Annotated in this window: 18 protein-coding genes; 6 read left to right on the plus strand and 12 right to left on the minus strand. The window is 62.1% G+C overall.

Translation table 11 applies throughout. The annotated features are described in order from the left end of the window. Positions 1 to 1,623 (minus strand): APC family permease (locus tag MHJ63_RS04970; protein WP_239446404.1); only part of this gene is annotated, 1,623 nt, incomplete at its 3' end. 62 nt (positions 1,624 to 1,685) lie between these two features. On the opposite strand from MHJ63_RS04970, the gene MHJ63_RS04975 reads away from it, so the two are divergent. Next, on the plus strand, positions 1,686 to 2,405 hold the full coding sequence (locus MHJ63_RS04975) for a potassium channel family protein (RefSeq protein ID WP_052048230.1): 720 nt from the start codon (positions 1,686 to 1,688) through the stop codon (positions 2,403 to 2,405). After that, on the plus strand, positions 2,402 to 3,094 hold the full coding sequence (locus tag MHJ63_RS04980; RefSeq protein ID WP_035754532.1) for a potassium channel family protein: 693 nt from the start codon (positions 2,402 to 2,404) through the stop codon (positions 3,092 to 3,094). Before MHJ63_RS04975 ends, MHJ63_RS04980 begins: the two co-directional genes overlap by 4 nt. On the opposite strand, the gene MHJ63_RS04985 is transcribed toward MHJ63_RS04980, so the two are convergent. The 4 genes from MHJ63_RS04985 to dut all read right to left on the minus strand — a co-directional run bounded on the left by MHJ63_RS04985 (position 3,073) and on the right by dut (position 5,909). Further along, positions 3,073 to 4,041, minus strand: a complete 969-nt coding sequence (locus MHJ63_RS04985; RefSeq protein ID WP_232219241.1) for a DUF3159 domain-containing protein — start codon at positions 4,039 to 4,041, stop codon at positions 3,073 to 3,075. The genes MHJ63_RS04980 and MHJ63_RS04985 overlap by 22 nt on opposite strands. Positions 4,042 to 4,043: 2 nt before the next feature. After that, on the minus strand, positions 4,044 to 4,400 hold the full coding sequence (locus MHJ63_RS04990; protein ID WP_035754530.1) for a single stranded DNA-binding domain-containing protein: 357 nt from the start codon (positions 4,398 to 4,400) through the stop codon (positions 4,044 to 4,046). A gap of 2 nt (positions 4,401 to 4,402) precedes the next feature. Continuing rightward, complete coding sequence (locus MHJ63_RS04995; protein ID WP_035754528.1) at positions 4,403 to 5,140, minus strand: DUF3710 domain-containing protein; 738 nt, start codon at positions 5,138 to 5,140, stop codon at positions 4,403 to 4,405. Positions 5,141 to 5,429: 289 nt separating this feature from the next. Beyond that, on the minus strand, positions 5,430 to 5,909 hold the full coding sequence (gene dut / locus MHJ63_RS05000) for a dUTP diphosphatase (RefSeq protein ID WP_052048229.1): 480 nt from the start codon (positions 5,907 to 5,909) through the stop codon (positions 5,430 to 5,432). Positions 5,910 to 6,065: 156 nt separating this feature from the next. Between dut and MHJ63_RS05005 the strand changes: the two genes are divergently transcribed. Beyond that, the gene (locus MHJ63_RS05005; protein WP_083285384.1) at positions 6,066 to 6,641 is read left to right on the plus strand and encodes a DUF3093 domain-containing protein; all 576 of its coding nucleotides are present in this window, start codon (positions 6,066 to 6,068) and stop codon (positions 6,639 to 6,641) included. Positions 6,642 to 6,770: 129 nt separating this feature from the next. Here MHJ63_RS05005 and MHJ63_RS05010 read toward each other — a convergent pair whose 3' ends face one another. Beyond that, complete coding sequence (locus MHJ63_RS05010) at positions 6,771 to 7,070, minus strand: DUF4193 domain-containing protein (RefSeq protein WP_035754525.1); 300 nt, start codon at positions 7,068 to 7,070, stop codon at positions 6,771 to 6,773. 308 nt (positions 7,071 to 7,378) lie between these two features. On the opposite strand from MHJ63_RS05010, the gene sepH reads away from it, so the two are divergent. Beyond that, the gene (sepH, locus tag MHJ63_RS05015) at positions 7,379 to 8,965 is read left to right on the plus strand and encodes a septation protein SepH (protein ID WP_239446405.1); all 1,587 of its coding nucleotides are present in this window, start codon (positions 7,379 to 7,381) and stop codon (positions 8,963 to 8,965) included. A gap of 48 nt (positions 8,966 to 9,013) precedes the next feature. Here the strand turns inward: sepH and MHJ63_RS05020 are convergent, their stop codons facing one another. The 3 genes from MHJ63_RS05020 to MHJ63_RS05030 are packed head-to-tail and all read right to left on the minus strand — an operon-like array spanning position 9,014 to position 13,688. Beyond that, complete coding sequence (locus MHJ63_RS05020) at positions 9,014 to 10,297, minus strand: alkaline phosphatase family protein (RefSeq protein ID WP_239446406.1); 1,284 nt, start codon at positions 10,295 to 10,297, stop codon at positions 9,014 to 9,016. A 5-nt stretch (positions 10,298 to 10,302) separates the two neighbouring features. Beyond that, positions 10,303 to 10,908 carry a DUF5998 family protein gene (locus MHJ63_RS05025; protein WP_052048227.1) on the minus strand — a complete coding sequence of 202 codons (606 nt, stop codon included), beginning with the start codon at positions 10,906 to 10,908 and terminating at the stop codon, positions 10,303 to 10,305. Positions 10,909 to 10,949: 41 nt separating this feature from the next. Then, positions 10,950 to 13,688: a bifunctional acetate--CoA ligase family protein/GNAT family N-acetyltransferase gene (locus MHJ63_RS05030; protein WP_035754653.1), complete on the minus strand. Its 2,739-nt coding sequence runs from the start codon at positions 13,686 to 13,688 to the stop codon at positions 10,950 to 10,952. A gap of 126 nt (positions 13,689 to 13,814) precedes the next feature. Here MHJ63_RS05030 and MHJ63_RS05035 point away from each other — a divergent pair, with 126 nt between their 5' ends. Beyond that, the gene (locus tag MHJ63_RS05035; RefSeq protein WP_420876134.1) at positions 13,815 to 16,622 is read left to right on the plus strand and encodes a DNA gyrase/topoisomerase IV subunit A; all 2,808 of its coding nucleotides are present in this window, start codon (positions 13,815 to 13,817) and stop codon (positions 16,620 to 16,622) included. A 16-nt stretch (positions 16,623 to 16,638) separates the two neighbouring features. Here the strand turns inward: MHJ63_RS05035 and cydC are convergent, their stop codons facing one another. The 3 genes from cydC to MHJ63_RS05050 are packed head-to-tail and all read right to left on the minus strand — an operon-like array spanning position 16,639 to position 23,053. Then, positions 16,639 to 20,367 carry a thiol reductant ABC exporter subunit CydC gene (gene cydC / locus MHJ63_RS05040; protein ID WP_239446407.1) on the minus strand — a complete coding sequence of 1,243 codons (3,729 nt, stop codon included), beginning with the start codon at positions 20,365 to 20,367 and terminating at the stop codon, positions 16,639 to 16,641. A gap of 3 nt (positions 20,368 to 20,370) precedes the next feature. Continuing rightward, complete coding sequence (gene cydB / locus MHJ63_RS05045) at positions 20,371 to 21,393, minus strand: cytochrome d ubiquinol oxidase subunit II (RefSeq protein ID WP_239446408.1); 1,023 nt, start codon at positions 21,391 to 21,393, stop codon at positions 20,371 to 20,373. 43 nt (positions 21,394 to 21,436) lie between these two features. Continuing rightward, positions 21,437 to 23,053, minus strand: a complete 1,617-nt coding sequence (locus MHJ63_RS05050) for a cytochrome ubiquinol oxidase subunit I (protein ID WP_239446409.1) — start codon at positions 23,051 to 23,053, stop codon at positions 21,437 to 21,439. Between the two features lie 384 nt (positions 23,054 to 23,437). Between MHJ63_RS05050 and MHJ63_RS10040 the strand changes: the two genes are divergently transcribed. Next, a complete protein-coding gene (locus tag MHJ63_RS10040) occupies positions 23,438 to 24,628 on the plus strand; it encodes a glycosyltransferase family 4 protein (protein WP_070507088.1) in 1,191 nt (396 codons plus the stop codon). Positions 24,629 to 24,631 lie beyond the last annotated feature (3 nt).

Raw genomic sequence — 24,631 nt, forward strand, 5'->3', positions numbered from 1 at the left:
ATACGCGATCGCCCGACGCACAGGCCGGTTGGTATTCGACGCCAAGACCAGCGCATGCACACGGCTCGGCAAAACATCATCAGAACACGCAAGCTCACCCGGCCGAGCGGCCGCCTGATGTGCCGGCGCCTTCAACCTGCGATCAACACGCAAATAATGCCTGCGCATCGCAAGCATCAACCCCGCCCCCATAGCAATCAGTAGGAAAGCAAGGAACGCACCATAGGCCAGGCGGGTCGCCACAATCGTGACAAGCACCACACACGACAACGCCGAGGTGAACCCGGCCAGAAGCATGTGCCGAATATCCCTACGCCGCGTAGCGCGCACCGCGTGCCTGCGATGCTTATTCGCACGCCGCGCAAGCCCCAACTGCCCCAACCCGAACGCCATGAAAATACCCACAACATACAGCTGAATCAGATCAGTCACACGCGAACCGAACGCGACCACCAAAATGCCCGCGAAACCACCCAGCAACAAAATCCCGTTAGAGAACACAAGGCGCTCGCCGCGGGTGCGCATCTGGCGTGGAAGCAAATCGTCTTGGGCGAGTTGATATGCAAGACGTGGGAAGGACGCGAACGCGGACATCCCCGCCCCGAGCAGGATCACGACTGTCACCAACGCAACCAGGATCGCAGGCCAGTGGGCCCCCACGATCGACTGCGCTAACAGGACCGTGACAGGTGTGGGCCACGTGCCTGGCTCGACGGCTCTTTGCGCCTGCGTTCCGGAACCAGTCAACCCGCTTGCGGCAGGCGCGAGCCCCGAGGCGTGAGCCAACAGGAGAATCCCCACCATCCCGATGGCGGAGACGATGCCGATGAACATGAGCGTGCGCCCGGCCGTCTTAGCGCGTGGGGAACGGATCGATGACGCGTTCGTCACGGGTGTTTCCAGGCCAGTCACGGCGGCCGAGCCGGTAGAGAACGCCCGCAGCACCAGGATCACCGCGGCCCAGCCCTCAGCCGGGGCAGGCACCCGGGCCTGCCCGCCCGTCGTGGACGCGCTCTCGAAAGGTTGTAGTTGCCCAGTGACCATGACCATGACGGTGCCGGCCACCAGAATCAGCACGAGCATCGTGAGGAACACATACACGCTCACGATGCGGATGCGCACCGCCCGCGTCAGCCCGCGCAGGCTCAGAAGCGTCAACAGCACGACGCCACCCAACGCGATCCACGGCTGTGCCGGCTCAAGCGAGGGAAAAGCGATCACGATATAGCTCGCGGCGACCGCCATCGAAACCGCGACTGTGAGCGTCAAGTCAAGGAGCAGCGCGGCACCCACCGACGCACCAGCACGCATCCCGAGCTCGGAACGCGCAATCTGGTAGTCGCCCTGGCCTGGGGCACGCCGCACCGTCATCCGATACGCGGCAACCAGGATCAGCGTCACCAATGCGACCGCAACACCCACCCACGGCGCGAACGCGACCGCCGCAACGCCACCGGCTGCCAATGTGAAAAGAATCTCATCAGGGGCGTACGCCAACGACGAGATCGCATTCGTGGAAAGCGCGGGCACAGCATCCTTAGGGGCAAGGCGGGCCTCAGGGCTCTTACCCGTGGCGACCGCCGTACCCACAAAGGCGCGTTTCACCGCATCAAAAAACGTCACCCATCCAGACTAGCCCCGAACGTGGCACACTGAGATCAGTCAAGAAACGAGGCGCATCAAACATGGCTCACTTTGTCATCATGGGGTGCGGGCGCGTGGGCGCCCTGCTGGCCCACTCGCTTGAAGACGGCGGTCATTCCGTGGCTGTGATCGACAAGGACCCCAACGCATTCCGCAGGCTTCCCGCCGGTTTCAACGGCCAACGCGTGACAGGCGTCGGGTTTGACCTGGAGGTGTTGAAAGAGGCCCGGGTGGCAGAAGCGTACGCGTTTGCGGCGGTCTCCTCCGGGGATAACTCGAACATGCTCGCAACGCGTGTGGCACGCGAAGAGTTCAACGTCCCCCACGTGGTTGCCCGCATCTATGATCCGGGGCGTGCTGAAGTGTTCCAACGCCTCGGCATCCCCACAGTCGCAAGCGTTCGGTGGAGCGCCGACCAAGTGCTGCGTCGCATCCTGCCTGCCCACACCCTCTACGGCGACTACCGCGATTCGACCGGCACCGTGATGCTGCGCGAACTCAACGTCGCACCCGCGTGGCGTGGGCAGCCGCTAGCCCGCATCGAGGAACTCACCGGTGTGCGCATCGCCTACATCACCCGCTTCGGGGAAAGCATCATCCCGAACACGGGGATGCTGTTCCAAGAAACTGACACGCTACACGCGATGATGCGGGTGGATGCAGCCGATGATGTAGACCGGATCTTGTCAGAAACACCGCAGCGGGCTGCGAAACTTGCAGAAGAACTCACTGAAGACGTCACGGATGAGGTGGAGCAATGAGAGTCATCATCGCCGGCGGAGGTTCGGTGGGCCAGTCGATCGCCTCAGAACTTTTGGGCCGTAAGCATCAGGTGTGCATCATCGACGAGGACCCCGCTAACCGCGAAGCCGTGACATCTGGGGCCCTCGACGGGGTTGAATGGCTCATCGGGGACGCGTGCGAGCTTTCCACACTGCGCCGCGCCCGCCCCGAAAACGCCGACGTGGTCGTGTCCGCAACCGGCGACGACAAAGCGAACCTCGTGGTGTCACTGCTCGCAAAATCCGAATTCGGCGTTCTGCGCACTGTGGGGCGCGTGAACAACCCCCGCAACGAATGGATGTTCACCCAAGCGTGGGGTGTGGATGTCGCGGTCTCGACCCCGCGGCTATTGACAGCGTTGGTTGAGGAAGCCGTTGAAGAGGGAGACCTCGTGCGGCTCATGTCGTTGCGTTCGGATTCCGCGGACATCGTCGCGTTCACCGTTCCCGCGGATTCGCCGATGGTAGGGCTACGTTTCGCTGAAGTCCCGTGGCCGTTGCGCACGGTCCCGGTGGCTTTGCTACGCGATGACGCACCAATGGCGCCCACCGCCGACGACACGTTAGAGGCCGGCGATGAAGTCATCTTCCTCGCCGCACCCGCTGCTGAGAAGGAACTGCGGAAACTGCTACGGGAAGGCTGGGATCAAGCCGAATCCCTCGCCTGATGCCGCATCAGCGCATTACCGGTGTCGGCGCACGTGCTTCTGGGGTCGTTACCGGCAGTCTCGACGATGCGTGGGCGGGTGATGAACCACGCCAACACGAGCACACCAACATAGAGAGGCACGCCCATCACGAGCCGTGCCGCGCCGAGCGCGTTGACCTGGTCCGTGAGATACAGAGGCACCTGGACGGCGAGCCGGAACACGAAGAGGCCTAAGACCAGAAGGTTGGCCGTCTGATACACCCGCATGCGGGCACGGCTCTTGCGCCATTCGAGGTCTTCACCATGCAGGAAACCGAAAACCACACCCACCAACGGCCAGCGCACTAACGCTGAAATACCGAGCACGAGGGACGAGACGACGTTCGTGATGAATCCTGGCACATAGTAGTCCCGCGCATTGCCTCCCGCTTTAGCGAAGAAGGAACACAACACGATCCCAAGCAGACCCGTGATCGCAGGCGTGACCTGCGTGCGGGTCACCAAACGAGCCACGATAAACACCAGACCCGCCGCCAGGGATGCGATCAGCGCGATATCGAGTTGCTGCGTGAACGCAAAAATCATCATGAACAAGAAACCCGGAACCGTGGACTCCGTGAACCCGCGGATACCACCGATCGAGGCCAACGGGTCGATGTTCCCGTCCTCTTTGCGTTTGATCGAGCTTCCAAGCGAACCCGCGACGGTGGCCGCCGCCTGATTGCGTTCACGCCCCTCTGTTGGCGGTGCGGACTGAGCAGGCGGTGCGGCCTGAGCTGGCGGTGCCGACTGGGCAAGCTGTTCAGGTTGTTTGGGTTGTTCAGGCATCCCGGCCCCGTTCCCTGTTTTAGAGTTGACCGCCCCTGCGTTCAGCAAGCCAGCGTTTCTGAGTTCACGGCGAGTCGGTCGAGGATTCGTGGATCCGTTACGGTTCGGGTCAGGGCTGTGGGATGTCGGGATAGGCATGCCTAGGTTTCCTTGTCTGTCCGGTCTGGAGCCGCCTCGAGGACTTCATACCGGGGATTGAAGATGACGTTGCGGCCTTCGCGCCGACTCACGGGCCCGGAGAATCTCAGTGTCGCCCCCGGGTGGATGCCAGCAACATGCTGCTGGCCAAGCCAGATCAGAACAACGAACTCGCCGGCGCTGGCTACCGGGAGCCTCTGCCCCGGACGAGGTTGCTCAGGAACCACGACCGCTTCGAAGCTCGCCGCGTGGCCTGGCGCGGGGCGCGTTGTGGCCGTGATCCATCCGGTCAGCTGGATCTGCTCACCAGTGACTCGTTCAGGCCACGGGTGAGGCGTCCGGGGCTGGCTTGTGGGCACGCTTAGCCGATCTGTGTGATCTCAGGGCCACGACGAGGGTCGTGGTTATCCCTGTTCGTTTCCGCATCATGCCGGGATCGGGCGGCTTCAGCTGCCTTCTCTGATCCGTCTGGGACGCGCAACGGCAACAGTTCGGTTGGGGACATCGGTTCCTGGCCGCGATCCACAATCACTGCTGCCAGGAACGCCTCGAGCTCTTGGGCTGCTTTATCGTTGATCGCGGCAGGGCCGCCGAATACGGCGCGCAAGAACCAGCGCGGCCCGTCGATGCCCACAAAGCGAGCCACCATGTGGCCCCTCTCCCCGTTCGGTCCTGTGGCTTCAACGCGTGCCAGAAGTTCAGGGCCAAATCGTCCGTCGCGGCGGTCCGTGCGGCCGCCCTGTTGGGTGATCGCGTCATCGATCTCAGAGGAAATACCGTCCCACAGGCCCCCAGATTTCGATGCGGCGAAAGCCTGCAACTGTACGCGTGAGTCTTCATACTCAACGGCAGCAGAGACCACAGCGCCCGAGGTTTCTTCAACCTCAAGGTTGAGGTTCATGCCCTCAACCGCGGGGATCTTCAACGAGCCGAGGTCGATATAGGCTTCGGTGGGAGTGCGCTCGGAGATATCGAAAGGGCCGTCAGTCCGGTCAGTTTTACCCTCAGGAACGCTAGGAGTCGGTTCAGCAGCCGTAGTCTGCTCCGGTGCGGCATCCGCTTCCTGCGTCTTACGCTTACGGCGGGAAAACAGACCCATCGAAATACACGTCCTTCCAGATCACTCACGATCACGAGATCACGAACACCACGCCAAGGCCCGCATCATCGGCTTGGCCAGGTTCTTTATCGAGTCTAGTCCTGTCATGAGCCCAAACACGGGAATATCACGCCTGAACTCATGTGCTTTCACTCTCAGTGGATTCCGCCTAGACCGAAGCTGTGGGTGAGCTAGTCGCTAGGTGAGTTAGTCAAGGGCTGAGTTGGTCAATGGGGTGAGCGAGACAATGGGGTCAGCTCGCCAAGGGGCGGGCTAGCCGCAGGACGGGTTAGGCGGTGAACCCGCCGGTGCTACCGTGCCCGCCGAAACCTCGCTCGGACTCCCCCAGCTCATCGGCTTCGAGAAAACGCGCGTGGCTGACCTGCTGGATCACCAACTGACCGATCCTGTCACCCGGGTTCAGCGTCACAGCTTTGAGCGGATCAAGGTTGATGAGGTTGACCTTGATCTCGCCGCGATAGCCCGCATCGATCGTTCCTGGGGCGTTCACAATACTCACACCATGCTTATGCGCAAGGCCTGAGCGCGGGTGCACAAAACACGCATACCCAACCGGTAGCTCAATCGCGATTCCAGTAGCAACCAGAGCCCGTTCACCTGGCTGCAACGTGACGGTTTCTGCGGCCGCGATGTCAGCTCCCGCATCGTCATGATGCGCATACGCAGGCAAAGACGCAGACGGGACCAAACGCTTGACCTTGACCACCGGACGGTCCACCCCGGCAGAAGCCACTTGTTCCTGATCCACGAAAACACCCCGCAACTTACGAAGACACACTCAAACCAGTGACAGTCTAGACGTTCGAGCCCAGCGCAGGGGCCTCAACACAGCCCAGCGCCGGAGCTTCAACCCCAGGGTAGGAGCCTCAACACAGGGCGCGAAGGCTCTCGATAGAATGGCACCATGTCCCAGCCTGATCCAACGTCCGAGTCTGTTCCGGCCCAGCCTGACCCATCCGAGCCACGCGACGATGCCGCGAGCACTACCGCGCCTAGCGCCGCGCCGTCCGCAGCAGGTAAGCCCCTCTTTGAAGAGAAGCTGCCTTATCCGTGGTGGATGTGGGTCGTCTCCGCTGCATTCGCGGTAGCCATCGGCTTGACCTTGGCCCCAACCAACATGGGCCTCCTTGCACTGATCGCCGCGATCGTATTCATCATCGCTGCCGTACTCATGATCAGCACAACCCCCAAAACCGTGGTCACCGAGGATGTTTTGCGCGTTGGCCGGGCCGCAATCGAGCGCCGCTACCTCGGCGAAGTCACCGGCTACCGCGGCTATAAAGCCCGCTATCAGCGAGGCCCAGGCCTCAACGGGCTCGCGTATATGAGCTTCCGCGGCTGGGTTGACCCAGTGGTGAAAGTTGAGATCACGGACGAACGCGACCAGACCCCGTACTGGCTGTTCTCCACCAAACGCCCAGAAGAACTCGTCGAAGCGCTCGGCGGCGCGATGGCCGCAGAAGACGCCCCTGAGATTTAAGAACCCAGCGATCTAAGAACCCAGAGATCTAAGGATGAGGACGCCCCAGCAGCGGTAGCGTTCTTAACGTTTGTGGGGTGCACACCAACATTTTGGTGTGCACCCCACAAACGTTAAACCTTGAGTGTTCTAGCCCGCGCAATCCTTGCAGTACAGCAGGCCGTCTTCTTCCTCAGCGATCTGGGAACGGTGACGAACCAAGAAGCACGAGTTGCATGTGAACTCATCAGACTGTGCAGGAAGAACCGTCACGTTGAGTTCTTCTTCCGAGAGGTCAGCACCCGGAAGTTCGAACCCTTCCGCCGCTTCGGTCTCATCCTCGTCAACTACCGCCGACTGACTGTCATTACGGCGACCTTTGAGTTCTTCAATCGAGTCTTCGCGGTTGCCCTCGTCGTTCTTACGAGGAGCATCGTAATCAGTGGCCACTTCTCACCTTTATTCTCGGAGGGGTCTCTGGCAGGGACATATGAGCCGATATGCAGAGAATATGTGCATTACCTATGTCGCACGTATCTAACACCATTACGAGGCCTCTTTGCAACACCTGCGTTCAGACCTGCGTCAAACACGACACCCCTGCAGACTACAAAGCGGCGCGCCGCAACGCAATATGGCCGCATTGTAGCTCAGACATGAAAGACTAGGCCAAGAATAGGCTGTGCCCGGCACCCACACCCAACAACATCAACTCATGGTGGCAAGGCATAGCCCAAAGCCACCCACCGGGAGGAAGCATGCGTAATCTTCGCGTGATTCGCGTTGACGCGGCAAACGCGACGCTGTACCTAAGCGATGCCGACGGTCACGAATACAGCCTCCCCATCGATGACGAACTTCTCGATGTCGTAATAGATCTCACATCACCGACCTCCACCAACGCAAGTAAGCCTGGCACCACAAGCAAGCCCGCTAAAACAGGCAAGCACAGCGCCGAATCCAACAGCACGGAAACGCCCACCACCGGGCCGAATGTGACTGTCACGGAGGCAGGTATCGCATTTGGGCGTGACCGCTTGCCGGCAACTGACAAGCAGAGAACCGGTACACAGAACAACGCCGGTTCGCGGAGATCATCTCGAACCTCCGACGCTTCTTCCGCGGCCACCGCATCGGGTTCAGCCGCATCAGCCAGTGGCGCTTCCGGTGGCACTGCCTCCACCTCCGGCACAGCAGGCCCCGGCTCCGCGGGCTCTGGCTCAGCTGGCTCCGCGGCGGCTGCACGGCGTGCACCCGAGGCGCGCCCGCTCAGGCCACGGGAAATCCAGGCTCGCATCCGCGAAGGAGCGACAGCCCAGCAGCTCGTCGAGGAGACTGGGACTGACATCAAGCTGATCGAAAGCTACGAAGGCCCGATTCTGGCCGAACGCCGTTACCGGGCACAGCAGGCCCAGGCCATCGAGGTGTCTGCACCTCAAAACAATGAGGGCTACCGTGCCGCTTTCGGCGACAACCCAGCCAACCTGGGTGACATGGTGCGGGCACGCTTACGTGCCAACGGGATCGACGTTGAAACGCTGCGCTGGGATTCTTGGAAGGTCAATGCTGGAGCGTGGACCGTCATCGCGGACTTCGTGCTCCCTGAGACTGCCCCCAACGTGGGCGGTGAACCGCCGGCTGAATGGATTTTCCACCCGACCCGCCGCCACCTGGAGAACCGGAACCGTTGGGCCCAGGTGCTCTCCGAATGGGAGCCGTGGGACTTCTCTGCCCCACCGCGCCGGCTTGTGCCCGTCGCTGATGAGCCTGATCAACCGTTCAACGTCGAAGACGGCCCCTTGCGTGAAGTCCCCCGCCCCGTTGCCGCGACAGGCTCCAGCGCGGGCTCTGAAGACGCCGGCGCCTCGGCTCCGGATACGGCACCGGGCAAGGACGATTCGGACCAAGAGCTGCTCGATGTTTTGACCCGCCGCCGCGGAACCCGTGTAGGCGAGGACGCCGAAGGTGACGATGCGCTAGCCCACCTCATCGCCCAAAGCCACCAGGACCGCGAACATTCCGGCGCTGACGGCGAAGCCCCAGACCGCACTGACGGCCAACACCTGCCAGACATCAAGAACGTCTCCTTCCCGCCGCTACGCCGCGTCCCAGACCCAGCCGCGGGACGGTCTCGGGCGAAGAACGAGGACAGCGGCCGCAAGAGCGGCAACAATCTTGAACCGCATCCACTGTGGGGCGATCCACGCAACTCCGGCCACGGCCGCGCCTCTGAAGCCGAGGGCGAGACGGATGCCGAAACCACCCACCGGAAGCGCCGCTCCAAGATGCCGTCCTGGGATGAGATCGTCTTCGGTCGCGGCGCCCGCCACCCCGACGAAGAATAACCCCGACTCAGCTAGGCGGGCCTCAGGCTGGACCCGCCCCCATTAGGGCTACGCGAGCACGGCGAACGGGATCCGACGTTCCGCTTCCGTGAGCGACCCGTGCTGCCCGATCATCTGGAACGCGTGTGGCGAAACCCGTCGCCCGTCATAGAGTGCGATCGGGCCGTGCGCGGCAATCACAACGTCACCGACACGCTCTAACACCCCGTCACGGAACGAAGCGCCGAACCAGCCGAGCTCAACGTATTCCTCACGCGTGAGAATCCACGCATCCGCCCCGAAGCGTTCCTTCCACGCCGCAACCACCGCATCGCGCTGAACCTGCGGAGTGTGCTGTTCAAAATGCAGCTGAACCGCGCGAGGCTCCCCCGCCGTCAGCTCGACCCCATCGATCAGCTCAGGGAACTGCGAATAATCGATCCGGCCCTCGCGCGGAATATCCACCATCCCGTGATCAGCGGTCAAAACCACCAGCGTGTCCGCAGGCAGCTTAGCGCTCAGCCGGCCCATCGCCGCATCGAGCTCTTCAAGCTCATGCAGCCATTTCTCTGATGCGACACCGTAGGCGTGGCCGGCTTTATCGAGGTCGTCCCAGTACAGGTACACGAACACGTCTTTGTGTTTCAACTCAGCCAACGTAGCGGCAACGCGCGCATGCGGTGTGGTCACGCCCACGAACTCTCCGCCGCGCAGGCTAGAACGAGTCAGCGCTGAGTGCTCGAACTTATCCCGCGAAACGGTCACCACGCGGCGCACGGTCTCCATGCGCTCGAAACACGTCGGATTCGGTTGCCACTGCCCCGGGTCAAGATCTTCCGGCCAACCACCCAGCTGGTTGACTAAACGCCGGCCCCCTGCAGGATCCGGTGCCACCGCGTCATAACCCACGATGCCGTGCTCAGCTGGGGCGAGCCCGGTGCCCATCGCTGTCAGGGCCGCGGCGGTCGTGGTCGGGAACACCGTGGACAGCGTCCGCGAGCTTTCATGCTTCATCGCCTGGCGGATCACCGGGGCGTGCCCGCCGTAACGTTCGATCAGCTCAGAACCAAGGCCATCAACCATGACCATGACCGCCCGGCGAGCGGGTTCAAGCCCCGGGATCAGCCCGGCAGCGTTCGCTTCGCTGAAAGACGCCGAACACACAGGCACGACGCCATGCCATGCCCACAGTGCCGCATCGATCGTTGGGACCACCATGTTCAGGGTTCCGCGGCCATAATCTGGGGCCGCAGGCAGCTCAGTATCACCTGCGGGGATGCTTTGAGCGTCCGTGTCCGCGCCGCCGTGAGCATCAGCACCGCGACCGAACTGTGGGATCGAAAAATCAGTCATAGCGCTTACCACGTCCGCCCGTAGGCAGCGGCAGAGCACGCACGCCGAACATCCCTAGCGAACTGGCGGGCCGCATCGAGCGCTTTCTGGCCATCGGCATCCGCTGAAACACGCATCGCAAGGTCTTCCTTACTCAGCTGCCCCGTGAGGCCGTGATCAGCGATGCATTCAGGGTCACCACACTGTGCCGGAGCGAGCTCGGCTCGGGCACTGCCTGACCATGAAAGCGAAAACGTGAGCTCCCGCGGCGACTGCCCCGGCTTATACTCGGCAGGCCGCGCAACAACACCCGAAAGCACCACGGTATGCAAACGCTGCAACGGAACCGACTCAACCGAGAACGTCGCGATCGGCTGGCCATCAGCCGCGTACTGCGCGTCATCGATATGCAGAATGATCAGCTCCGCGTCAGTGAGCACCAAAACGATCGCATGCCGGTGAACCTCAACCGCCTCAACGTGCGTCTCAAGATGCAGATAATGACGACGCGGCACCGCACCCTCAAGCTCCTCGTTAACGATGTCCGAGGTCAGGTCCGGATAGAACCCGGCCCGCTCTAGTTCCAGACGCAGCGCTTGATCAGCCGGCAGTGAAGACGAGGTATCAGACATAGACCCCAGTCTATGTGCCGGGCTAAGCATGCGTGGACTCGCTAGCGTTGCGGGATGCTCATCGAGCGGCGTGCCGAATCGGTGCGCTGATCCGGGTTCCCCACATAAATCGCCGCAGAGAGCACCGCAACGCCGTCTTCCATGACCTGGAGCGGGACGAACTCCATCCGCACAACCTCCGGGTGTTGTTCCTTCAACTCAGAGATGCGGTGCAGAGTGTCTTTGAGCGCTTCGGTATCGAAGTGCGGCAACCCGTGATAGCCGGTCAGCTTCTGCGCGGTCTTAGGCCTAGACACCATGTCCTCAAGGATTCCCGGTGAAAGCGGAGGTGTCGCGTGCGCCCAGTCATCGAGCAGATCCACGGCATCTCCGCTCAAACCGAACGAAACCACTGGGCCCATCAGCGGGTCCTCGATCGAAATCACCGTGCACGCCTGACCGCGGTCCACCATCGGCTGGACTTCAAGCCGTGTTTCACGCGTCACCGCGATGTCTTCACGCATCTGTTCAACCGCTTGGCGCAACTCCTCCTCAGACGTGATGCCCAGCCGGACTCCGCCCATGTCCATGCGGTGCCGAAGGTGCCCCGAGGCGACCTTGAGCGCAACCGGGTATCCGTACTCGTTAGCGGCAGCCACGCCTTCTTCGACGTCTTCGAAGGTCGTGGCCGGAACCACCGTCAAGCCGTAGTGGCCCAGAAGCTCCGCGGTCTCATCAGCGGAAAGCCGCCCCATCCCGGTGCCCTCGATACCCTCGACAGCTTTATCAACCAAGGCACGCGCCGCCGCGATATCGATGCCTTCCGGCGGGGCTGGAACACCCCAATCGCGTTGTTGCCACGCCGAATACTCAGCGCCGTGCCCCAGTGCTCTGAACATCGTGGACAAGGTCGCAAACACCGTGACGCGCCCGCCCCGGTCAGTACCTGGAGTCTCAGCACCCGAAACACCGATCAGGCACGCGACAACCGGCTTATCAGTAGAGCCGAGGCTCTCAGCGACCCGTTCGGCGAGCGCCTCATGATTCACGCCAACAGCGGGAAGCAACACAACAGCTACAGCGTCGGCCTCGTCGTTCTCAAGTGCCTTCTGGATCGCTTCCGTCACGAGCGCGGCCGGGTCCGAAACACCAGCCAGCAACAGCGAAGAATCAGTGCTGATAGCCTCTAGGCCGTTCTGGCCAGCTAGATCCGCCGCCGTCATCGCAAGTGCCGCCGAATTAGAAACCAGCGCGACCTTATTACCCTTCGGAACACCGGCGGTAGAGAACAACAGCGCGGTATCCATGAGCTCGTCCTGCGTAGCGACACGCACAACGCCGGCCTGCCGCAAAATCGCGTCCACCACACCCACTGGGGCGCCGAGCTGACGCACCGCATGCCCAGGAGGCAAGACCAGGCCCATCGTCTCCGACTTCGCGACAATCACAGGTTTCGTCGCTGAAAGACGGCTCGCCAAACGGGTGAACTTACGCGGATTACCGAAGCTCTCCAGATACATCGCGACCACGCTGGTCGCTTCGTCATCTTCCCAGTACTGCATCAGGTCATTACCTGAAACATCCGCGCGGTTACCGGAATTGACCCAAGAAGAAATACCGATGCCACGGCGCTGAGCGGCCGCTTCAAGCATGATCCCGGAAGCCGCCGAATGGCTGAAAAGCCCAACCCCGCCAGCAGGCGATACCGGTGTGGAAACAGATGCGTGCAGACGCACATCGGAAGCATTATTGCCATAACCCAGCGATGCCGGGCCAATCACGCGCATACCGTAGTTACGTGCCGCATGCACCAGCTTTCGCTGAATCTCAAACGCTTCAGGAGTGTGGAAACCAGACGAGATCACCACAAGACCGCGGGCATTCACCGCAGCGGCATCCTCAACAACCTCCATCACATCAGCAGGCCGCTGCACGGCAACCACCACATCGACGGATGCCTCGATATCTCGCAGCGAGGCAACACAGCCAGAAGCCACCGCCTCATCCCCAGCGGACGAATCGAGGGCTTCGAGCTTGTCAAGATACGGGTCAACGCAGTACAGCGTCCCCGTGAAACCTGCCGAACGGATATTCTGCGCAACAGCACCTGCCACCGAACCCGGCTTGTTGATCGCACCCACCACAGCAACCGATTCAGCACGCATCAAAGCAGCCAGCGACAACGCCTCAGCACGGTGCTCGCGCGCCTCCATGACCTCACGCGAACGATCCGTAGGGTCAATCGGGAAATCGACCATCACAACGCCGTCTTCAAAACGCCGCGAAATATCGAAACCGGCCTGCATGAACACCGTCAGCATCGCACGGTTCTCCGGAAGAACCTCCGCTGTGAAACGCTCGATACCCAACTCACGGCCCGCCGTCACCAAGTGTTCAAGCAGAATAGAACCCAGGCCACGGCCGTGAAAGTCATCGCGGATGTTGAACGCGACCTCAGCCTCTGACTCGCTACCGCCGAACTTGGCCCCGAGCCGATCGAAACGACCAACACCTACAATCTCGTTGCGCCGCTCCACCACGAGGCACACACGGTTATAGTGATCAACCTCCGTGAAGTTCCGCAGCTCTTTATCGGTGAGCTTGGACTTATACGTGAAGTAACGCAAATAGATCGAACGTTCAGACTGCTGGGAATGCATTTGCTGCAAACCATCAGCGTCCGCGGGCGTCACAGGACGCACGTGGGCGGTCGAGCCGTCGCGAAGCACCACATCGGCTTCCCAATGCGATGGATACGTCGACGGAGTGTCAGATCCCGGGTTCTGCGCTACGGAGGCCATAAAGTGAATATAGCGTGATCATCTGAGCGTTGGGTGAACTTTTCCCATTTTTGGGAACCCGCCCGCCAGCTGCGATGGTTAGCATGCACGCGAAACAAGACAAATCAACGGTGAGTGAAGGACAGCATGGCGACCTCGTCGAAGAGTTCCAAAGGCGCAACGCGTTCCAAGGGAACAGCGGCCGCGCAAGCGAAGGCTGCGTGGGAAGAGGTTGAGGAACACATCATCGATGTGGATGTCACCAGCGAGATGGAGGCGTCCTTCCTCGAATACGCGTATTCGGTGATCTATTCGCGCGCCCTGCCGGATGCCCGCGATGGCCTCAAACCGGTTCAGCGCCGCATCCTCTACATGATGCGGCAGATGGGCCTGGCGCCGAACAAGGGCCACGTCAAGAGCGCGCGTGTGACCGGCGAGGTCATGGGTAAGCTGCATCCGCACGGTGATGCCGCGATCTACGATGCGATGGTGCGCATGGCGCAATCGTTCTCGTTGCGTTTGCCGCTGGTTGATGGGCACGGTAACTTCGGCTCACTCGATGACGGCCCGGCCGCTGCCCGCTATACAGAGGCGCGGCTGGCTGATTCCGCGATCGATATGACCGATGACCTCGATGAGGACGTGGTCAATTTTGTTCCGAACTATGATTCCCGTCTTGTGCAGCCGGAAGTGCTTCCGGCAGCTTTCCCGAATCTTTTGGTCAACGGTTCTTCCGGTATCGCGGTGGGTATGGCCACCAATATCGCCCCGCACAACCCGGGCGAGGTGATCGCTGGTGCACGGCATTTGATCGAGAACCCTGATGCGAGCCTGAAAGACATCATGAAGTTCATCCCGGGCCCGGACCTGCCTTCTGGCGGAACCATCGTGGGCTTGGATGGGGTGAAGAAGGCCTATGAGACGGGCCGCGGCGTGTTCCGGACCCGCGCCAAGGTTGAGTTGGAGAAGGTCACGGCCCGCAAGCAGGCGCTGGTGGTCACCGAGCTGCCGTATGGTGTGGGCCCGGAGAAGGTCATCGAGAAAATCAAGGACGCCGCGGATGCGAAGAAACTCACCGGTGTCTCCGATGTTGTGGACCTGACGGACCGGCACCACGGTTTGCGTCTGGTGATTGAGCTGAAGACCGGCTTCAACCCCAACGCCGTGCTTGCGGCTTTGTATAAGCACACGCCGATGGAAGATTCCTTTGGCATCAACAACGTTGCGTTGGTGGATGGCCAGCCGCGGCAGCTCGGTTTGCTTGAGATGCTGCAGGTGTATGTGGATCACCGTCTGGATGTGGTCCGCCGCCGCACCCAGTTCCGCCACACTAAACGCAAGGATCGGTTGCATCTGGTTGAGGGTTTGCTGATTGCGATCCTCGATATCGATGAGGTGATCCGGATTGTCAGGGACTCTGAGGACACCGCGAGCGCCCGCGCCGCATTGCGTGAGCGGTTCTCGCTATCCGAGCCGCAAGCTGATCACATCCTTGAGTTGCGTTTGCGTCAGCTGACCAAGTTCTCTCAGGTTGAGCTTGAGGCTGAGAAGAAGGAACTTGAAGAGGAGATCGCTTACCTCGAGGGGATCCTCGGTTCTGATGCGAAACTGCGTGAGCTGGTTTCCGGTGAGCTCGCCGAGGTTGCTGAGCGCCACCACTCCCCTCGCCGCACGGTTCTGATGGCTAAACCGAAGGATGTTCCACTGGCTGGCACGGTGATGCCGGAGCCGGATGAGGGCGCGGGCTCGGCGAAGAAGCCGATGTCGATGCAGGTTGCTGACACCGAGTGTTTCGTTGTGCTCTCTGCCACCGGCAAGCTGGTGCGCACACACGGCCGGGACGAGGTTTTGGGTCAGCGGCGTTCCCGCCATGACGTGATCGCTTCCCTTGTGCCGACAACCGCGCGCGGCCACATCGGTTTGCTCACGAACACGGGACGGATGGCGCGCATCAGCGTGGTTGAGATCCCGCAGGTTCTGCCTGGCTCTAACGGTGTCCCACTAGGTGATGGTGTGGCCGCGACCGAGTTCATGACTGTTGAGCGCCGCGAAAAGATCATCGCCGCGCTCCCGCTGGATGAGGTTTTCGCTCTGGGGACCGCCCACGGCGTTGTGAAACGTGTGAACCCGGACTACCCAGTCACAACCGATGAATGGCCTGCCGTCACGTTGAAGGCCGGCGACGAGGTGATCGGCGCCGCCACGTGCCCCGATACCGCGGGGCTCGTGTTCGTTTCGCGTGAGGCTCAGCTGTTGCGTTTCAGCGCGGATAAGGTCCGCCCGCAGGGCCGTACCGGTGGCGGTGTTGCCGGCATCAAGCTGGGGGCTAAAGATACCGCGGTGTTCTTCGGTGTTGTTCTGAACGAGGCCGATGCGGTGGCGGTCACGATCGCGGACGGCCCGGAACCGCTCCCTGGTGCCGAGGGCGGTTCCGCTAAAGTCACGCCACTGGCGGAGTTCCCGGCGAAGGGTCGCGGCACGATGGGTGTTCGCGCGCACCGGTTCCTCAAGGGCGAAGACCACCTTGTGGCCGCGTGGGTCGGTGCTGGCCCTGCTCGTGGCGCTTCCAAGGGCGGCATGGCCCGCGCGTTGCCGCTGGAATACGGCCGCCGCGACGGTTCCGGTGTCCCGTTGACACAAGCCGTCGACATCATGGGCCCGGCTAGTTCTTCGGTTGCGCTCAAGCCGGCCGACGACGCGGTTGCGGCCGGCACTGAAGCCGCAGCTGGCACCGCTTCGGCAAACACTGCGGCGACTGACACTGCCGAGGTTGACACTGCCGAGACTGAGTCGGTCAAACCAGCTACGAAGCAACCGGCGCCGTCGCGGCGTTCCGCTTCATCGCAACGCCGTGCCCCGGTCCAGCCGGAGATGGATTCGCTGCCGTTCGATGACGATGGCGTATCGATCGAACCCGGCAACCGGGTGGACCTACGCGGGAACAAAGAGAAGTAGCAAACCTGCGTGAACGTTATAGCCGCGTGATGCTCTCCGCCTGGGCTGCCAGCTCTTGATCGTGCGTCACCAACACCAAGGCGACGTCGTGGGCGCCTGAGCGGACATCGTCGATGAGGGCTTGGCCTTCGTCCTCGCCAAGGTGGGCGGTCGGTTCATCGAGGATGATCGCGCGCGCACCAGCAAGCAGTGTTCGAGCCACAGCGAGCCGTTGCCGTTGCCCGCCAGACATGAATCTGCCGCCAGCACCGGTGAGGGTATCCAAGCCGTCGGGCAGGTGAGCGGCCCACGGCCCCAGGCCTACCCGCTCTAGAGCCGCGTACATTTCCCCGTCCGAGACCGGATTACTTTTATCGCGGCCAAGCGCGAGGTTACCGCGCACCGTGGAGTCGAACACGTACCCGTCCTGCGGACACCACGCGAGGCCAGCCAAAGCCGCCTCGGATTCGTTCCCTGGGGAGCCAGCTGCCGCATCGGGGGCCTGGGCAAGGGTGACCCACGCGCCATCCGTACGGGCCTGGACCGTGCCCGTGCGGGGCGTGAGGAAACCGAGCATCACAGCGATCATCGTGGACTTACCGGAACCTGAAGGCCCCGTGACGGCCCACATTTCGCCTTGTTCGACCCCACCTGAGACCGGCCCGAACGCCGGCGTATCCTCTGGAGCGTAAGCCGCACTCAGGCCCCTCACACGCACACCATCCACACGATGCGCGGCATCAGCACCGGCCGGTGCTTCTTCGTGAGGCTCTGGTTCAGTCTCGATAGCGGAGACCGAACGGTTCTCCAGGTATGGGGCGACTGAAGCGAGCATCGAGCTGAGCACCGGTACCTGTCTCAGCGCTTCAGCGAGCTGGCCGAGCGGCTCATCAACCGCGAGCAACAGCAACACCGCGAGCGCGAGCAGTCGCGGATCAGCGCCTGCGGCGGCACCCAGTACGAGCGCGGCCATCGCGGCGCACCCACCCAAGAGTGAGGCGAGTCCCTCCCCCACCCCCGAGCCGAGCGCCTCGCGGCGGACCGCGCGGCTGACCAACTCATCGCTGCTTCGGAACCACGCAACGTGACGAGCCACCGCGTTGTGTGCCGCGATGTCTGGGGCTGCCGCCATGATGCGGCCGGTCTGCTCGGCGACCCGGACCCTGTGTTCAGCCATGACGGCTGTAGCCCTGCGCTCAACCGCTAGCGTGATGAGTGGGGCAACCACAAGCCCTAACACCAGCAGCGTGAGCAACATCCACCCCAGGGACGGGATCACGAGCCAGGACGCCAAACAGGTTGCGAGCACCGCAGCGACCGCCGCCGGGATCGGGACGATGACGCGCGGGACCGTATCGCGAATCTCATCGACCTCAGCGATGAGCGTGCCCGCCGCCCCACCTGGCCGGTTGAGCCGCTGCCAACCCAGAATATTGGAGCCTAGGGTGTCCCAGACCGCAACGCGGAGCCGTGAAGCCCACGCGAGCACCGCGTTGTGTGTCACGTTTCGTTCCGCATAGCGCAGCGTGGAACGAAACAAACCGAAGAAGCGCACACCCACGATCGCAACCATGAGGTACATGATGGGCGGTTGTTGGGAGGCATAGACGATAAGCCAACCGGACACCGCCGTGAGCGCCCCGCCGGACAGGACCGATAGCGCACCAAGTGCCGCCGCACCCCATAGAGCGGCTTTACCCCACGGCAGGATCCGCCACGGAAGGCCCCGACGCGACGTACTCGCCGGTTGCGTGCCGGTGGTTCGCGCTTGCTTCGGGAACGTGCCCGTGGAGTCTGTCACAGCGCCGGCGTCGTCGGCGTCCTTTGCATCCTTGGCACCGTTGGCATGGACAGCGTTGGCCTGGGCAACGCCGTGCCCGACGGGTCGCCCCGGAAGCGCTTCCGCTGGCGTCCCTGCGGTGTAGATGGGTTCGGCTCCTGCCCTCTCCCAGGTGAGGAAGGCATCACTGATCGCCCTCGCGGCCGGGTCGTGGGTCGCGATCACCACGATATTGCCGCTGTCTGCTTCTGTCCGGATCAGCTCCCGTACGCGCTGAGCCGAGACCGGGTCAAGATGGGCCGTCGGCTCATCCAAAACCAGCAGGCCAGCTACTTGCCCGTCGCGTGTTCCGCCGGTGGCCGTGCCGCGCGCCGCACTCAAGGCTTGACGTGCCGAGCGCAGATTCGTGACCGCCCGCATCACCGCAAGCCGGCGCTTCTCCCCCGGCGAAAGCTCCGAGATCGGCCGATCCCACGCGTGGCTCGGCAACAGCGCGGCCACATCCTCGCCGACACCATCAACGCCCGCTTCCGTAGCGGAAGCTCCTAGCTGGCCTGGTGCACTCAATGCTAGGGCTAGTTCAGCCCGCGGGGTCTCTTGCGAGAAGTTTGGGGCCTGGAACGCGACACCTCTAGGCCTCGGCTGCGCGGCATCGTGCGGTTCGGATTCCGTTCCGCTCACCACGTCGAGGCCTGCGACACGGCCCTCACAAACCGTGGCAGGTTGCGCGTGAGCGACCCCGGCGAGCACAGCGAGCACCGAGGACTTACCGCAACCAGAAGGCCCGACCAGAGCCGTGACAGTCCCCGGCAGAGCGTCGAAGGTCACCGGCCCCACGGATTCACGCCCGCCACCCCGGACCACCCGTAGCCCGCTCACCGAGACGCCAGCATCGGGGGCCGCAGGCGCTGTGTGCAAGCCATGTGCCGTGCGCGGGCCGGCGGGTGCATCCGCCGTGGAATCGCTCACGGGCTCCTGCTCAAGGATCGCGTTGACGCGCTTGAGGGCCGCGACCCCGTCTTCGGATGCGTGGAAGCCGGCACCCACGGCCCGCAAGGACATGTAGGCCTCCGGAGCGAGCATCAAAGCGACCAGGCCGTCTTCAAGACTCAACTGGCCCCACACGAGCCGCACACCGATGAAAACCGCAACCAACGCAACCGAGATGGTCGCAATCAACTCAAGCGCGAAAGAAGACATGAACGCCGCGCGCAAAGTCTTGGCGGTGCTGAGGCGGTATTTCTCTGAAACATCGAATAGCGCGCGCCGCTGAGCATCGGCGCGGCGCAGCCCCACGAGAACAGGCAGCCCGCGCGCGAGCTCACTGAGGTGATGCGATAGACGGTCCAACCCGTCTTGGGCCTGCTGGATGCGCTCTTCGGTATGCCACCCGATCAGCGCCATGAACACTGGCACGAGCGGGATCGTCACCACGATGATGAGCGCGGAAACCCAATCCGCCCATACAACACGGGCCAACACGGCCAGTGGGATCACCGCGGTTGCCACGAGGGCCGGCAGATAGTCACGGAAGAAGGAATCCAAGCCATCGAGCCCGCGGGAAGCGACAACCGTCGCGGAGGCCTCGCTGTGGCTGGTAGCATTTCCTTTCGCTACCCCACCGGATTCGCCTGCCCCGGCGTTGTTGCTTGATCCGGCATTGCTACTTGATCCTGCGTTGTTGCTTGCCCCTGCATTGTTGAGCTGGTGCTCAACGAGCCGGGCTCGCAGCGACTCTTTGACATCAACTGCCGCGCGCACCGCGATCACGCGCGAGGCCCACGTAGCCGCGGCCCGCAGGACAACGCCGCCGAGGCCGTATAGCAGAAGGCTCGCGACGTCGAGTTGGTGACCTGCCGCCACGTGCGCGATGCCCGCCGCGAGTGCGGACATCAACGCGATCAACCCGACGGCGCGAGCCGCCGCTACGGCCCCGAGCGCCAGAAGAGCACCGCGAGAGGTACCTTGAGGCAATTCAGGGCGCAAGAATCACACCACGCTCGTGACAAAGTGCTGAGGCGGAATGTGGTGCGCCGAAATGCGTTTGCGGAACACCCAATAGGTGTAGCTCTGGTATGCGAGAGTGATCGGGACACCGATCGCCGCCACAATGGACATGATCAGCAACGTGTTCTCGGTCGAGGACGCGTTGTAGATAGTGAGGTTGAACGCTGGATCAACGGTGGATGGCAGCACGTTCGGAAACAGGCTGCCAAAGATCGCGGCGACACCAGTAACCAGGGTGGCGCCCAATGAAATGAACGTCCAGCCTTCGCGCCGCTTGAACGCAAAGAAGGTTGCCGCCAACGCACCCACAACAGCAAGTACGAGTGGTGCCCAGGCCCACGTGCTTCCGGTACCGACCACAACCACAACAGCCCACGCGGCCACCGGGATCAAAGCCCACGGCAACATGCGCGCCAAACGGGCCTCTGCGCGTTGGCGGATGTCGCCATCGGTCTTGAGCGCAACGAAGGTGAGGCCGTGGACGTAGGAGAACAGAACCACTGCGAGTCCACCGAGCACGGCGTAGCCGTTGAGCCATACGAATGCGTGGCCCACACGGTTGCCGTGTGCATCCAGTGGCAAACCGGTTGAGGTCAGTGCGAGCATCGCGCCCACACAGAACGCCGCGAGGAACGATCCTCCAGCCATGCACCAGTCCCAGAAAGCTCGGCCACGTGCCGAGTTCGTTTTACCGCGGTACTCGATCGATACACCGCGCAGAATCAGTGCGAGCAACGCAAGCGTCAGCGGCAGGTACAGGCCGGAGAACAGTGCCGCATACCAGTTCGGGAACGCAGCGAAGGTCGCGCCACCAGCTGTCAGCAGCCACACTTCGTTACCGTCCCACACCGGACCGATCGTGTTGAGCATAACGCGGCGGTCGCGCTCGTTCTTTGCAAACGATTTGAACAGCATTCCGACGCCGAGGTCGAACCCTTCCAGGAAGAGGTAACCGATCCACAGGACGGCAATCAGGATGAACCAGAGAGTTGGTAAAAATTCCATGGTGTTTATTCCTCAGTGTCCAGATTCCTCAGTGTCCAGGTGATCAGTACGCGAACGCGAGGACGTCGTCGTCAGCGTTACGCTTCGGTGCGTCGTCGTCGTTGTGCTCGTCGTTATTCGGATCGTAGTTGTGGTCATTTTCCGGCATCGCGGACGGTGTGCCGCCGCGTGCGTAGCGGAAGAGGAACACGCATTCAACGACCGCAAGTACGCCATAGACGGCGGTCAGCAGGATCGTCGATGTCAATAGCTCGCCCGCGCTGACCCCTGGGGACAGTGCTGCGGCGGTGAACATGAACACGCCGTCGTTACCATCTGGTGCTGGGGCTACTACGAATGGCTGGCGGCCCATCTCGGTGAAGATCCAGCCAGCGCTGTTCGCAGCGAACGGGGCACCGATCGAAAGTACTGCCAAACGCGAGAGCCACTTATTATCCGGGACCGTGCCCTTACGTCCCAGCCACAAGCCAACGGCTGCTGCAACTGCTGCGAGGCCACCGAAGGTGATCATGAGACGAAAGCCCCAGTACGTCACAGCCATGATCGGCTGATAGTCGATCTCGGTACCCGCGTACTTGCCATACATCGGGTTATCCGGCAGGTGGGTTCCGTATTTCTCCTGGTATTCAGGGATCAACGTGTTCACGCCCTTGACCGGGGTCGTGAAGTTGTCGTGAGCCAGGAAGGAAAGCAGTCCAGGGATTTCGATGGTCGTGGTGACGTTCTCACAGGTCGTCTTGCCGTCGGAGCCGAGGTCACCGAAAGACAAAACGGAGAAGCCGGTACCGTCGTGGCATGCGGCTTCCGCGGAAGCCATCTTCATGGGCTGCTGATAGATCATCAGCTGAGCTTGAGAGTGGCCCGAGAATGCGACACCTAAGAAAGCGACGAGGGCAACCCACCCGCCAAGGCGGAAGGAACTGCGCCACACCTTGTAGTCGGTCTTATCGCGGCCGGCACCCTTGGCTGGGTCTTCACCCACCACGACGTAGCCCTTGGCGTCCACGGTGTCGATGCCGTCGCGGCGGCGACGGTAGAGGTGGAACCAGGAGATACCGAGCAGGAAGCCACCGGCTACAGCGAGGGAACCGAAGATCGTGTGGATCAGGGTCACGATCGCGGTGTTATTCGTGAATACCGCGATCGGGTCAGTCATCACGGCGCGTCCATCGATGAGCTCAACGCCCACCGGGTGCTGCATGAAGGAGTTTGCGACGAGGATGAAGTAGGCGGACAGCCATGTGGCCAGTGCCGCGATCCAGATGGTTGCGAGGTGGAAACCTTTCGGCAGGCGTTTCCAGCCGAAGATCCACAAGCCAAGGAATGTGGATTCGACGAAGAACGCCAGCAACGCTTCCATAGCGAGTGGGGCACCGAAGACGTCACCGACGAACTTGGAGTATTCGCTCCAGGCCATACCGAACTGGAATTCCTGGACGATACCGGTGACAACACCCATGATGAAGTTGATGAGGAATAGCTTTCCCCAGAACTTCGTGGAGCGCAGATACTGCTCCTTGCCCGTCTTGTACCACAGCGTCTGAAGTGTGGCTACAAGAACACCCAGACCAATGGTTAGAGGGACCATCAAGAAGTGATAGACGGTGGTGATACCGAATTGCCACCGGCCGATCAAGACCGGATCTAATACTGGGTCCATAGTGGAGCCCGTCCTCTCGCATGAAGGTGCGGTTCAACAGGTCTAGAAACCTGTCCATCCAGACAGCTCCACGCAAATAATCACGGCTGATTTCTACAAATTGTAGAACCATGATCAGCAGGCAACGCTGGATGCCCTATCAACAGCTAATTATAGGGTTTTTCTACCTATGTTTCCGCTTTGCAGCTCCCCCCGAGTGCGTCCATGACATACCTCACATATACGTTTATGCCCACTGCTGCATAGATCCCCATGCAATTCACTGGTAACCCGCGTGCGCAGCGGCACTCGCCCCGTCCACAGCCCGTCGCCGCGGGTCAAAAGTTCACGCATCTTTCACATCGAACTGAGCCTCAAGCAACCTAGCTCAGCGAAGATCAAAGCGTGAGGATTTGCATTATCACCGAGTCCTATCCACCCCACGTCAACGGCGTATCGAATACAGCCAGACGAGCCGCCCATCACGCCCGTGATGCCGGCCACGACGTACTCGTCATCGCACCATCCTCCACGCCCTCCTGGGTTGCACGTTTTACGCGCATCGAAGGCATCGACGTGTATCAGGTCCCCGCACTCGCTGTCCCCGGCTACAACAGCTTCACGGCCTCGACCGTGACCAACATCGCGTTGCGGCCGGTCATTTCCCGCTTCAACCCCGATGTGGTCCACGCGGCCTCCCCCATGTGGCTGGGGCACGCTGGAACCTCTGCCGCAAAGAGCCTGGGTATCCCTATCGTCGCGGCGTATCAAACCGATATTCCCGCATACGTGAGCCGCTACGGTGTCGAGGCGCTGCGCACCCTTGCTCTATCTCAGTTGCGTCGCATCCATTCCCGCGCGCACACGAACCTGGTGCCAAGTTCGGCTTCAGCCCAACAGTTGAGTGCATTAGGCGTTGGCCGTTTGCGCATGTGGGGACGCGGCGTGGACCACGCGAATTTCTCCCCTTCCCGCCGCGCGGAGGGCCGCACTTGGTGGAACAGCCACGGGATCGGCATGGGCGGTCGCCCGATCGTTGGCTTCGTGGGCCGGTTAGCTCCCGAGAAGCAGGTCGAAGACCTCGCAGTCTTACTTGGCGCAGGAACACACGGCGGTTCAGCCTCGCGGGCACGGCTCGATGCGGATCTCGCCGTGATCGGTGACGGCCCAGCTCGCAGCCTGGCTGCCGCCGCGTTGCCTGGGGCGCACATGATGGGCCTGCAGCAAGCGCACACGGTCGGGGCGGCTATGGCAGGGCTCGATGTTTTGGTCCACACCGGCCCGTACGAAACCTATTGCCAGGTGGTCCAGGAGGGCCAGGCCGCTGGGGTCCCGGTCGTCTCGGTCGCAGCCGGAGGGCCGCTTGACCTGATCGAAGACGGGATAACCGGCCTGCTGTACGAGCACGGGAATCTGATAGGGCTACGGCACCACGTCGAAGAGCTTCTGGCCAGGCCAGAGTGGGCTGCGAAGATCGCGCAGGCAGGCTCCGAAGCGGTCGCGGACCGCACGTGGGATGCGATCAACGACCAGCTTCTAGGGCACTGGTCCACAGCCGCCTCAACCGGCAAACGGCTCAAGACATGGACTCAGTGAACC

The sequence above is a fragment of the Pseudoglutamicibacter albus genome, assembly GCF_022346425.1.
In the GTDB taxonomy this organism is placed as follows: Bacteria; Actinomycetota; Actinomycetes; order Actinomycetales; family Micrococcaceae; genus Pseudoglutamicibacter; species Pseudoglutamicibacter albus.